The following is a 13,676-nucleotide window of genomic DNA, read 5'->3' as shown; positions in this document are numbered from 1 at the left end:
ATCTTGTCGATCTGGGCGCGCGAGGCGGTGCCCGGCGTGGTGAGCGCCGAGTCGCCGTTGGCCGCGCGGTTGAGCGCGTCGATCGCCTGCTCCCGCAACGCCGCGGTGTTCGCGACCGCCTCGACGTTGAGGAACTCCGGCGACTTCGGCCGTGCCTCCTTCGGGGCGAGCAGCTCCTTGACGGTCGGGGAGTTCTCGAGCTGCGTGGGCTTGGGGTCACCGGGCTTGAAGCCGTCGCCAGGGTTGTTCTTGAGCGTCGAGCCGTCCGACACCCACAGGTTGACCTTGCCGTCGATCTTGTCGAGGCCGTCGCCGGTCTTGGCGACCGTCTTCACCTGCGGTGCCTGGACACCGGGCGCGCCGGGCACGACGCTGCGCACCCACGTCCGCGGCCGGGTGAACGTGGTGATCTCGACCTCGAACTCCACGTCCTGCTGGAACACCTGCGCGTCCGGGCTGCCGGGGTTCGTCGACGTGCCGGAGACGGCCGGTCCCGCCGAGGTCTTGTCCGTCCACGAGTGGCTGTAGGACACACCCGCCTGCGGCGTCGGGGTGAGCGAGGCGACGCCGGTCTTGACCGGGATGTTGACGCGGCCCTGCAGGCCACCGGTCCAGCCCTTGGTGGTGCTGGTGTTCGCGTCGAGCTTCGGGCCGGTCGTGGTCGAGTCGCTGACCGGGCGCGCGTCGGCCTGGCCGAGGTGCTTGGGGTTGCTGACCTTCGCCTTGACCGTGACGTTGACGTAGGTGTTCGTCGTCGTGCCGGAGTTCTTCAGCTGCACCGAGACGCCGGGACCGAGCAGGCTGTCCATGTTGGCCTTGAGCGCGGCGGGGGAGAGCGTCGCCGCGATCTTGCGCTGGTTCGCGAGCTGCTCCGCGACGTCCGCGAAGCCCTGACCCTTGCTGCTGCGCGGGTTCGCGTCCGGGTTGTTCCACTTCGGCAGGAACTTGGCCATGCCGGGGATGTCCTTCAGCGCGGCCTCGACCTGGGGCTGCACCTTGGCGGCCGGCGTGAACTCACCGACCTTCGCGTTGCCGGCGGCGAGCGTGTCGGCGACGAACGGCGGCAGGTACTTCGTGTTCGCCGTGGCCGGGTCGGTCGTCGTGTTCCTGGTGCCGTCCGGAGTGGGAAGTCCCACCGCACCGGCCTCGTTGAGGCCCATGCGCATGTGCGTGGTGACTTCCATCTTCACGCTCTCGCCGGACGGGGTGCGCACCTCGACCTCGGCGGTGACCTCGTACAGGCCGGTCTCGTTCTTCACGCCGACACCGGTCTTGTGGCTGCTGCTCGACCCCGCGTTCACGCCCTCGGCGGTGCGCGAGGAGTAGGTCGCGGTGGCACCGACCGTGCCGCCGACCTGGCCGGGCACGCCGATGTTGCCGCCGAACCCGGCGGTGACGTCGAACCCGGTCTTGGTGGACGCGGACACACTGCTGCCCCAGGACGAGGTGTCCTTGAGGTCCAGCGCCGCCGTGTCGTGCGTGCCGACCAGCTTCGCGTCCTTGAGCGTGGCCTTCATCTGCACCGCGCCGCCCTTGCTGGCGTGCGGGCTCATCAGGTCGGGCGACGTGACGAAGCCGCCGAGCATCGCGGGCAGGTTGTTGCGGATCGAGGTGGGGCTGAGGAAGTTCTGCAGCACCTCGCGGCCGGGTGAGCCGACCTTCGTGATCGACGGGTGCAGGCCGGCCGCGACGTCGGTGAACGCCTTGCCGGAGTCCTTGACCACCACGGCTTCCGGTACCGCGTTCTCGACCTTGGCGCCCCATGCGGCGTCGGCCGGCGTCTTCACGTCGGAGGTCTTGCCGGAGTCGACGATCGTGCTGAGGTCCGCGGGGATCTGCAGCGTGACGTCCGTGCCGGTGCTCAGCGTCGAGAACTGCTTCACCTCGCCGCTCGCGTCGGTCAGCGTGACCTCGTACGAGACAGGGACTGTCGCCTTCTTCGAGCCGTCGTCCGATCCCTTGATCGCCCGCGCCTCGGTGGTGGAGTTGCTGGTCGACTGGGAGACCGCCGGCGTCGCGAGGGCCGCCTTGCCGCCCAGCGAGCCGTACGGGCCCATCGGGACACCGGCCGTGGCAGAGCCACCGACGTCGTTGGACGTGGAGATCGAGTTCGAGGTGCCGGTGGCCGCGGCCGCCTGGTAGCTCTTGTCGACCTTGGTGTCGGCGTCGGTCTGGACGTTCGTGGTGGCGTCCGCGTGCATCTCGGCACGGACGTTCGCCTCGAACCAGGCGTTGCCGATCTTCACCTGGAAGTTGCGGCCACCGTCGAGGAACGTCTCGAAGTCGTTCTCGAGGGCGTCCTTGATGCGGGCCTGGTCGTTCGGCTTCAGGCCGGGGATCTCGGCGACGACGGCGTCGGCACCCTTGACCTCGGTCGGGAGGATCGAGCCCAGCGCCTTGTTGTCCTGGAAGAAGCTCGGCAGGTTCGTGCCGGGGACCTGGCCGACCGGCTGCGGCGCCACCGTGGTCATCGGGATGACCGGGTTCGGCGTCGGCCTCGGCGGCGCGGGACGGGTCTCGACCTCGGGCTCGGACCGCGTCTGGACGTCGGTCTCGGCCTGGGTCTGCACGTCGGCGGGGGCGGGAGCCGCAGGCGCGGGACGCGTGTCGGCGTCCGCGTTCTCGCGCGCTGCCTGGACCTCGTCGGTGAAGGTCCTCAGCGCCTCGAGGTGGCTGGTGTTGTGCCCGCCCGACCGCGCGTCCTGGATCTGCTGGTCGAGGTGGGTCTGCACGGACGCGATGTCGGCGTCGCTGAACTGGCGCCAGCCGTAGGAGTTCGGGTCGGCGGGCTGCTGCAGCGCGTAGGTGGTGAGCGCCGCGTCGCGGTTGTTCGTGAACTGGTCGACGCGGTTCTGCTGCCACTGGACGTCGCGGCCTGCCCGCTCACGGCGGGCCGCCTGGTCGTCGAGCATCGACTGGGTCTTGAGGGCGTCGGGCACCATGTCGGCGGCGTTCCACCGGGTGCTGTCGGCCTTGGCCTTGGCGAGGCCCTGCTCGGCGATCTGCGTCCGCTGGTCGTAGAGGTGCGGGGGACCAGCGTGACGGGAGATGTCGAGCGCGTTCTGGATCGCGGCCGCGCGGTCGGGGTTGTTGCTGTACGCCGGGTTCTGCTGCATGTCGCGCAGCGCCGCGGAGTCCAGGCCGTACAGCGACGCCGCGAACGCGCGCGGCGACGTGCCCTCCTGGACGGGGCCGAAGCCGCCGGGCACGACGAGGTCCACGTCCGGGTTCGCCGGGCGCGCTGCCGGGTCCTGCATGAACGGGCCCGGTTCGGCACGGGGCGCGGGCTCAGGGGCCGGTGCGGGCTGGGCCTGCTGGTTCGCGTCGGCACCGCGGTCGCGGACGTCGCCTGCCGGTGGGGGCGGCGCGTCGTTGTCCGAGTGGACGGACGAGGCGTCGTCCACCTCGACCGGCGGCGTCTCCGGCCGGTAGGGCACCGCCGAGTCGAGGAGCTGGAGGTCCTGGAGCTGGCCGTAGAGCCGGTCCAGCTCCGGCGTCGGCTGACCGGCCACGCGCGCGTCGCGGATCAGGTCCGTGACGTGGTCCTGGAGGACCTCGACGTCCTGCGGCGACACCGACTGCCAGCCGGGGGCGTTCAGGTCGTTCGGGGGCAGGCTCAGCGCGTACGTCGTGAGCGCGTCCTTGTGGTCGTACTGCAGCGTCATCAGCTCGTTGGAGAGCTGCGACTGCTGCTGCTTGAGCGTCTGCTGCTGGGCCTGGCGCTCGGCCTGGTCCGTGCGCATCAGCTCGGACTTGAACATGTCCGGAAGCGCGTCGGTGACGTGCTTCAGGTCGTTCGCCTTGCGGTGGTTCTCGTTGATCTCGGTCCGGAGGTCGCTCAGGTGCTGCTGGATGCCACCGGGCTTCTGCGCGATCTCCAGGTTGCGGGACATCTGGTTGATCTCTTGCACGTGGAACGGGTCGTTGCGGTGCTGCACGGCGAGGTCGGCGAGCTCGGCGGGGGTCTTGCCGAAGAGCGAGGCCCTGAAGCCCGCGAACTCCTGCCGCGGGTCGAGCCCGCTGTTGCCCGCCCGCGTGTCCACATCGGACTCCACGTCCGACTGCGCGTCGAGGTCCGACTCCACGTCCGACTGGGCATCGAGATCGGACTGCACGTCCGACCGCGTGTCGGAGTCGGGACCGTTGAGGGCGGCCTCGTTCGCCAGCTCCTGGCGGCGCTGCTCCAGCTCCAGCTCGAACTGGCGGTTGTTGAACTCCCTGGTCCTGGCATCGAGGTCGCGCAGGCGTTCCGCGCGCGCCTCGATGTCCGCGTTCATCTGCGCGATCTTGGCCTGCGTCGCCTGGATGTTCGCGTACGTGTCCGCGGCCTTGGCGAAGCGGTTGTCGTAGTCGGGGTTGCCGACGAACGACAGGTTGCGCTCCGTCTGCTGCACCAGGTTCTCGGCCTCGGCGATCTTCTGGTCGAAGTCGACGGAGGTGTCGACCTCGGCGCCGAACATGCCCTTGAGGAAGCCGGTGATGCCGGTGTTCGCCGACTTGCCGTTGCGGTAGTTCTCCAACGCCACCTTGGCGTCTTCCAGCTGGGTCGACAAGCCGTCCAGGCCACGCGTCGAGGCGTGGGCCAGGACCTTGCGCACGTCCGCCTCGTTCTGCACCCGCGTCTGCAGGTCCCTGAGGTTCTGGGCGTCGAACCCGGCGTTCTCCGCCGCCGCGATCTGCTGGGTCAGGTGGGCGTCGAGCTGGGTGAGCATGGCCGGCTTGATGCTCGCGAGACCGTCCGCGTTCGGGCCGGCGACCTGGGTGTCGAGGACGTGGGTGACGCCCAGCCTCGGGCCCTCGGCGTTCAGGGTGTTGATCTGGCTGTTGGTGTTGTCCCGCAGGTCGGTGAGGGTCGCGACCTGCTCCTTGATCGCGGCCGTCTGCGCGAGCTCCTTCGGCGACTGCAGGATCTCGGGCTTCAGCGAGCCCTGGGACTTCACGTCGTCGATCCGGCTCTGCAGGTCCGCCGACCGTTGCATCAGGTCGTTCACGAAGACCTGCGGACCGCCGGGGTGCGCCGCCGCGCGCTTGATCAGCTGGGTCTTCTGCGCCGCGTCGTAGAGGCCCTTGTCCTGGCGCCCCTTGTACAGGTCGCCGATGGTCTGGTTGACCTCGGCGGACGACTTGCCGCCGAGCCAGGCCTCCATGCCGGCGCGGACCTCCTGCGGCGTCGGAGCGCCGAGAGCGCCGAACGTGCCGTTCTGCGAGGAGATCTGCACCTGCGGCGCGCCCGCGGGGCCGTGGGTGGTCTGCACGCCGTTGTTGTCGACGACGAGCTGCACGCCCAGCGACTGCGCGATCGTGTCCGGCAGGTGCGCACCGACCTGGGAGTCGGCCCAGGACGGCGTCTGCAGGCCCGTGGTGACGAGGTCGGCGGGCGTCGGCATCGCGCCGGTCGTCTTCACCTGCTGCGTCACGTGGTTGACCACGTCGGCGTCGCCCGGCTTCATGCCGTCGGTGCTGACGACGTCCCAGCGCTTCGACGAGCCGTTCGCGAGGTCGTTCGCGAGGTTCGCCCGCCACTGGTCGAGCTTGGCGCCGGTGTTGGGACCGGGCACGTTCGGCTCGAGGTCGGGGTGGAACTTCGCCAGCGCGTCGGGGGCGACCTGGTTCGCGACCCAGCTGGACAGGCCGTTGGGCGTCAGGCCGGGGTGGTTGTGGTTCTGCGGGTTCTGCGCGACGTCGTTCAGGACGGCGTCCACAGTGGACTTGACGTCGGTGGTGCCGACCATCGGTGACGCGTTCGGGACCGGCGCGTTCTGGAACGCGGCGCTGCGCAGCACCGACTCGACCAGACCGACCTTGTCGAGGTTCGGCAGGTGGTTCTGGTTGTTGGGCCGGACGTCGGCGTCCACGTCGGAGTCGGCGTCCCAGCTGCCGGGCAGGCCGGGCGTGTCCGCGGGCATCGGCCGCGTCTGCACGTCCGGGCCGGGAGTGCTGTCGGTGTCCGGTGTGGACGGTGCGGGCGCGGTGTCCGCGGAGGGCTTGGGAGTCCAGTCCGCGGGCGGCGGCACGGTCGCGGGACCGGCCGGGTTGATCGTGGTGTCGGGCACCGCGACCTGGCTGTTGGCGGTGTTCTCGATCAGCCACAGGTGCCGCGGCCGGATGCCGGGGTCGTCCAGGTGGATGTCGGCGCCCATCATGCCGCCGTCGTTCTGGTGCACGCCGGAGTTGGTGTCGTGCTGCTGGAAGACGCGGGTGGAGTCCTTGTACTCGTCCGGAATTCCCAGGTAGTGCAGCGTTTCGTGCGCCAGGACCTCGGGGCTGGTGTCGGTGCCCCAGTGAGTCTGGTCCGGGTTGGTGGTCTTGTCGTCGACCTTGATGCTGGTGTGCGCGTCGGCCTTGTTGTCGGTGAACTCGAGGTTCAGGTGGAACTGGTCACCGCTGGGCAGCCGGTGGCCCTGGTTCAGCATGGAGTTCACGCCGTTGGTGGCGTTCTCCTTGACCTGCGCGATCGCCTCCGGCGTCAGGTTCGCGGCAGGGTCGATGTGCACCTTGACGGTGTACTCCTGCACGAAGTTGCCGGGACTCGTCTCGATGCGGCGCAGGTCGTAGTTGATGAGTCCCTGGTAGGACTTGATGTTCGACGGCGTGCTGTCCGTGCGGACGTCGTGCACGACCTGGTCGACCGTCCGCACGTCGGTGTCGTTGCGGCGGTCGGCCCACGTGCTGCGGTCGGCCGGGTTGCTCGGGTTCGACCACTCCGCGGTCTTGGCCGGGTCGTGGCGCCACGACCCGTCGGTCAGGACCTCCTTGCCCTTGTGCGACTCCGGGGTCGGCGGCGTCATCGCCGGCGGCGCGCCGACCTTCGGCACGTCCTTGCGGGTGCCGTCGGGGTTCAGGTTCGACTGCGGTGCGGGCGGTGCCGGGGGAGCGGGAGGTGCCGGCGGGGCCGCGGGCGGCGGGGTGGCCGGTGCGTCCCTGGTCGGCGCCGGGCCGTTGTTCTGCGGGGTGGTCTGGGGAGCGTTCCTGGACGGCGCGTCGGTGTTCGCGGACGTGTTCGTCTCGGTGTTCGGCCTGACCTCGGTGCCGGGCGCCGGGGGCGCGCTACGGGTGCCGTCCCCCAGGTCGGTGCCGGGGTGGGACTCGGCGTCGAAGAAGGCGTCGTTGTCGGATTCGACGTCGCTGCTGGCGCCGGGGTTGGACTCGGCATCCAGGTAAACGTCGTTGTCGGACTCGCTGTCGCTGTTGGACTCGGCGTTGGCGCCGGTGTTGGTCTCGACGTCGCTGTCGAATCCGAAGAGGCCGCCGCTGATGTCGGGTCCGTCGGATTCGGCGTCGCTCTCGGCGTTGGCGCCGGTGTTGGTTTCGACGTCGCTGTCGAATCCGAAGAGGCCGCCGCTGATGTCGGGTCCGTCGGATTCGGCGTCGCTCTCGGCGTTGGCGCCGGTGTTGGTTTCGACGTCGCTGTCGAATCCGAAGAGGCCGCCGCTGATGTCGGGTCCGTCGGATTCGGCGTCGCTCTCGGCGTTGGCGCCGGTGTTGGTCTCGACGTCGCTGTCGAATCCGAAGAGGCCGCCGCTGATGTCGGGTCCCTCGGACTCGGCATCGCTCTCGGCATCGCTGCCGGTGTTGGTCTCGACGTTGGTGCTGGGGGTCGTGACGGCGGGAGGCGCCACCGAAGCAGGGGCCTGCTGGGCCGGGGTCTGCTGGGCCGGGGGCGCCGATTCCACCGGCGTCTGCGGACTCGGCACCTCGGCGTCCGGCGTCTGCACTGCCGGGGCAGGCGGCGGTGGGGACGGCGGGTCCAGCCGCAGGGTCAGCGCCTGGAGAACCTGGTTGTTCTGCGGTGCGCGAGCGTCGTCGAACACCTGGGAGAAGTACTGGCTTTCGGGACTGTCCTTCTGCGAGAGGTTCTTGATCAGGTCAGCGAGCTGGGCAACGTCGTTTCGAGCCGAATCCGGATCGGCGGGATCGACCGGAGCGCCCGGGGTGTTGCTCGGGAAGTTGTCGGCCAGCTGTTGCTGGAGTTCCGGCTTCCGCGACTCGAGCAGATCGATGATCTGGTCGACCTGATCCTTGGTGAGGTCGATCGGATACTTGGAGTCGTCGAGGAACGCCGGCGACGGCTGGTTGCCGTTGATGACGCTGCTGATCTCGTTGGCCGAGGCCTCGGGGATTCCGGAAAGGATGCTCGTGACCTCCGCGCCCTTGCCGTGGAGCGCGGGCGAGAGCATGGAGGAGATCTGGGAGACAGAGCTGGCCGGCTCTCCGGGGGTGCGGTCCGGCGACACCACGTAGTCACCGAGCGCCGAGAAGGTCTCGATGGCGGTGGTCACCTTGAACGCCTGCTTCGCAGCCGACGGGCCCTTCTTGGGGTCGGTGCTCGCCTGCAGGTCCGCGTTGATGGCTGCGGTCCACGCGGTGTCCGCTCGCAAGCCGTTGCTCGCGTTGTTCAGGTTCGTGGTGGCGGCGTCGGCACCGGGGACGTTCGGATAAGGGGTCTTGCTGGTGAGAACGGAGATGTTCGGCCGTTCGACGAGGTGCGCGAGGTTCGTGGAGTTCGCGCCCTCGTTGATCGCGGGCAGGGTGCCGAGCTGGAAGACCTGCTGGAACACCGCCTGGGGCATGGACCCGGTGTTCACCACCAGGACGTCGCCCTGCTTCAGGTTGTCGATCTTCTGCTGCAGGTCGGGTGAGGTGATGTCCGCGTGCTGGATCCCGTCCACCTCGAGCTGCGGCACGAACCAGACCGGCGAGGGGGTGATCTCCATCATGATCGCGGGCTTCTGGTTCAGCGAGTGCAGAGCCATCGCGAGGTGGTTGGACACGCCGGGACGGCTGACGGGGTCGACAGCCACGAGGCCGTAGACCGGCATCAGGTCGGCCTTGTCGCCCAGCACCGCGTCGGCGACCTTCTTGATGCCGTCCGCCTTCGCGGGGTTGGCGGCCATCTCCGTGTCGATGAGGTTGGCCAGTGCCTGCGGATCGGTGATCTTCGGTACGTCGTAGACGTACCTGGCGTCCGGGCTGATGTGCGGGTCCAGATCGATGATCTTGACGTCGCTGCCGGGGCCGTCGCGCTTGATGAGAAGCCGCTTGCTGCTGCCCCAGGCGTAAGGCTTGAGGACGACAGCTTCGTTGACCTTGTTCTTGTCGAGGAAGTTGGCGGCGGTCTCCGTGTCGTGCGCGTTGAGTGAGTCGTCGCCGGCCGACATCAGCAACGTGTTGCTGTCGGCGGAATGGTTCGGCGTGCTGGTGACCTCGACCGGCTGCAGGTCCGGCGTGATCAGGAGGTTCATCTTCGCCACGGACTCCGGATCGGTGACGAAGGTGATCTTGTCCGTGTAGCCGCCGTCGCGCAGCGCCTTCACCAGAGTCGTCGCGGCGGCCTGGTGGCCGAGCCCCGCCGCGTTGTCCACCGCGACGACGACATTGTCGACGTCCGACAGCAGGTCCTTGACCGTCCGAGGGCCATCGGAGGTCTTGGCCTCCTGCTGGGCATCGGTGGACGAGTCGGAGTCGGACGCACGTCCCGTCTCCGCGTTGGGGTTGGGATTCGATCCGGTCGCGGGCGGCAGCACGACCAGGTCGGGCGTGGGGGTGGCCGTCGTGTTCGGGTTCGCCGTGGTGTTCGGGTTCGGCGCCGCGCCGGTGGGCGGCGGGGGCGACGGCCGCGTCTGGACGGCGGGCGCGTCGGTGTTGGGGCTGTTGACCGGCGCGTCGACCTGCGGCGCCGGACGCGTCTGCACTGGCGGCGCGTCGGCACGCGGCGGCTGCGCGGACGGCGTGGTGTCCGGACGCGGCGACGGGGTGTTCGCCGGCGGGACGTTCGTCGAAGGCGCGTTCGTCGCGGGACTCGGCGGAGGCGTGTTGACGTTCGGGCTCGGCGTGTTGGTGTTCGGTGCGGGCGCCGGAGTGTTGACCGGCGGCGGCACGTTGGCAGGCGGCGCGGGGCGCGTCTGTGCGGGCGGTGCGTCGGCATGCGGCGGCTGCGCGGACGGCGTCGTCTCCGGACGGGGAGACGGGGTGTTCGCCGGCGGCGTGTTGGTTGCCGGGTTGGGCGTGGGTGCGTTGGCCGGCGGGGTGTTCGTCGCCGGGTTGGGCGGAGGCGTGTTGACGTTCGGGCTTGGCGTGTTGGTGTTCGGTGCGGGCGCCGGAGTGTTGACCGGCGGCGGCACGTTGGCAGGCGGCGCGGGGCGCGTCTGTGCGGGCGGTGCGTCGGCATGCGGCGGCTGCGCGGACGGCGTCGTCTCCGGACGGGGAGACGGGGTGTTCGCCGGCGGCGTGTTGGTTGCCGGGTTGGGCGTGGGTGCGTTGGCCGGCGGGGTGTTCGTCGCCGGGTTGGGCGGAGGCGTGTTGACGTTCGGGCTTGGCGTGTTGGTGTTCGGTGCGGGCGCCGGAGTGTTGACCGGCGGCGGCACGTTGGCAGGCGGCGCGGGGCGCGTCTGTGCGGGCGGTGCGTCGGCATGCGGCGGCTGCGCGGACGGCGTCGTCTCCGGACGGGGAGACGGGGTGTTCGCCGGCGGCGTGTTGGTTGCCGGGTTGGGCGTGGGTGCGTTGGCCGGCGGGGTGTTCGTCGCCGGGTTGGGCGGAGGCGTGTTGACGTTCGGGCTTGGCGTGTTGGTGTTCGGTGCGGGCGCCGGAGTGTTGACCGGCGGCGGCACGTTGGCAGGCGGCGCGGGGCGCGTCTGTGCGGGCGGTGCGTCGGCATGCGGCGGCTGCGCGGACGGCGTCGTCTCCGGACGGGGAGACGGCGTGTTCGCCGGCGGCGTGTTGGTCGAGGGTGCGTTCGTCGCCGGGTTCGGCGAAGGCGCGTTGGCCGGCGGCGTGTTGGTTGCCGGGTTCGGCGAAGGCGCGTTGGCCGGCGGCGTGTTGGTTGCCGGGTTCGGCGAAGGCGCGTTGGCCGGCGGCGTGTTGGTTGCCGGGTTGGGCGTGGGTGCGTTGGCCGGCGGCGTGTTGGTTGCCGGGTTGGGCGTGGGTGCGTTGGCCGGCGGCGTGTTGGTTGCCGGGTTGGGCGTGGGTGCGTTGGCCGGCGGCGTGTTGGTTGCCGGGTTGGGCGTGGGTGCGTTGGCCGGCGGCGTGTTGGTTGCCGGGTTGGGCGAGGGTGCGTTGGCCGGCGGGGTGTTCGTCGCCGGGTTGGGCGAAGGCGTGTTGACGTTCGGCGCGGGCGCCGGGGTGTTGACCGGCGGCACGTTCGCGGGCGGTGCCGGACGCGTCTGGGCGGGCGGAGCGTCGGCGCGCGGCGGCTGAGCCGACGGCGTCGTGTCCTGGCGCGGCGACGGCACGTTCGTGTTCGGCGCGGGCGACGGGGTGTTCGGCGCGGGCGACGACACCGGCGGCGCGGCGGGAGCCGGCCGCGACTGGGCCGGCGGGGTCTGCGCGGGCGAGGTCTGGGACGGCGGCACGTTCGCCGCGGGAGGCGGCGTCGACACCGGTGGCGTGGCCGGCCTGCCCTGTGCGGGCGGCGGGGCGGTGTTCGTGTTCGGCGCGGGTGCCGGCGAAGAGACCGGTGGCGTGCCAGGGCGGTTCTGTGCCGGGGGTGCGGTGTTCGGCGAGGTCGCCGGGGGTGCGGTCGCCGCGGGCGGGGACAGCGGCGTCGGCTTCGGGGCCGGGGGTGGCGTGGAGGGCGACGACTGCGGCGGCGCCTTGGTGATGGTGCTGTCGGGCGACGGGGGCTTGGGTGCGTCGAACACGCCCTTCGCGCCGCCGCCGGCCGGGGTGAACTTGCTGCCGCCGCGCTCGGTGCCGCCGGCGGCAGGGCTCGCGCCGCCGCCGGGTGCCATGGGCGGGGCCATGCCGGCCGCGGCCGAGGACGGAGGCGCCATGCCGGGCGTCCCGCCTGCCCGCGGGCCTGCGCTCTGGGGCGGGGTGGCGACGGCGCTCTGCGAACCGGGGGTCGCGCTGCCGGGGTTGCCGGGGCCGTTGTAGCCGGGCGCGGTCGGGGTGAAGGGCGCGGGGCCCTTGGCACCGCCGCCGGGCGACGAGGAACCGGGGGTCGCGCCACCGGCGGGCGGGGTCGCGCCACCGGCCGGCGGAGTGCCGCCGGGGGTGCCGCCGGGGCTGCCGGGGCCGTTGTAGCCGGGTGCGGTCGGAGTGAAGGGTGCGGGGGCCTTGGGACCGCTGGCGGGGGACGGGGTGCCGCCGATGCCCGGCTTCGGGGCCGGGGGCGGGGTGGAGGGCGACGACTGCGGCGGGGCCTTGGAGATGGTGCTGTCCGGTGCGCCGGGCTTGGGCGCGTCGAACACGCCCTTCGTGCCGCCGCCGGCAGGGTTGAACTTGCTGCCACCGCGCTCGCCGCCGGCCGCGCCACCGGGGTTCGCGCCGCCCATCGGCGGGGCCATGCCGGGAGGTGCCGCGGGAGGCGTCGCACCGCCGCGCGAAGGCGACGTCACGGCGTTCTGCGGGCCGGGAGCGGTCGTGGAGGGCTTGGTGCCGGCCGTGTTGCCGGGGGTGGTGTTGCCGGGGCCGTTGTAACCGGGGGCCGTCGGCGTGAAGGCCGCGGGGCTCTTGCCACCGCCGCCGGGAGTCGCGCCGCCAGGCGTGGCGCCGCCCTTGCCTCCGCCACCGGGAGGCGTCGCGCCACCGGGCGTGGTCGGGGTAGCACCGCCCTTGCCACCGGGGCCGTTGTAACCGGGAGCGGTCGGGGTGAAGGCCGCCGGGCTCTTGGGGCCGCCGGTCGTGCCGCCCTTGCCACCGCCGGCGTTGGTGCCGCCAGGGCCGGTGTAGCCGGGTGCGGTCGGCGTGAAGGCCGCGGGGCTCTTGGCGCCGCCGGTCGCGCCGCCCTTGCCGCCACTGGTGTTGGTGCCGCCGGGGCCGGTGTAACCAGGGGCCGTCGGGGTGAAGGCAGCGGGGGCCTTGGGGCCGCCGGTTGGAGCGCCGGGGCCGCCCTTGATGTTCGGGGTCGCGCCGACGGAAGGCCCGCCGGGGGTCTTCACGCCGGACGTCGCGCCGCCCTTGCCGCCCGTGCCGCCGGGACCGGTGTAGCCGGGAGCCGTAGGGGTGAACGCAGCGGGGGCCTTGGGGCCGCCGGTCGGAGCGCCGGGACCGCCCTTGACGTTCGGGGTCGCCCCGACAGCGGGTCCACCGGCGGTGTTGACGCCGGACGTCGCGTTGCTGCCGCCGCCCTTGATGTTGGGCGTAGCGCCGACGGAGGAGCCGCCGGGGGTGTTGACGCCGGACGTGGCGTTGGAGCCGCCGCCCTTGATGTTCGGCGTGGCCGCGGACGGGCCGCCGCCCGGTCCCTTGACGCCGGACGTGGCGTTGCTGCCGCCGCCCTTGAGCGCGTTGGGCCCGGTGGCCGTGGGGCCGCCAGGGGTGAAGTTGCCCGACGTGGCGTTGGAGCCGCCGCCCTTGAGCGGGTTGGCGCCGTTGGCCGTGGGGCCACCCGGCGTGAAGTTGCCCGAGGTGGCGTTGCCGCCGCCGCGCACGTCCTTCGCGCTGGTGGTCGGGTCGATCGACTTGATGTTGGTCTGGTTGGTCTGCTCGACCTGCTGCGACGTCTGGAGCGTCGCCTTGAGGTTCGTCTGGACGTCCGTGAACGCCTTGGCGCCGCGGTCGGCCTGGGAGACGGCGTTCTCGTTGGACGAGTTGAGCGCCGGCACCGCGAACAGGCCGATAGGCCCGAGCGCGTTGCCGCTGAAGTTCAGGCCCCGCAGGCCGGACGAGATGCTCGACAGCCGGGACCCCAGGTCACCCGCCTTGCCCTGCAACCCCTGCATCGAGGAGTCGTTCAT

1 protein-coding gene (running past one end of the window) is annotated in these 13,676 nt (G+C 71.5%); it reads right to left on the bottom strand.

The genetic code is table 11. From position 1 onward, the window contains the following. A protein-coding gene (locus tag ACSHWB_RS42665) for a hypothetical protein (RefSeq protein ID WP_439659017.1) crosses the window boundary here: on the bottom strand, positions 1 to 13,676 show its 5' end (the start). It extends 17,746 nt beyond the left edge of the window; 13,676 of the gene's 31,422 nt are visible here — the first part of the coding sequence; it begins with the start codon at positions 13,674 to 13,676; its stop codon lies off the left edge, out of view.

The sequence above is a fragment of the Lentzea sp. HUAS TT2 genome (assembly GCF_051853195.1).
GTDB lineage: Bacteria > Actinomycetota > Actinomycetes > Mycobacteriales > Pseudonocardiaceae > Lentzea.
This window is presented reverse-complemented; position numbering and strand designations above follow the sequence as displayed.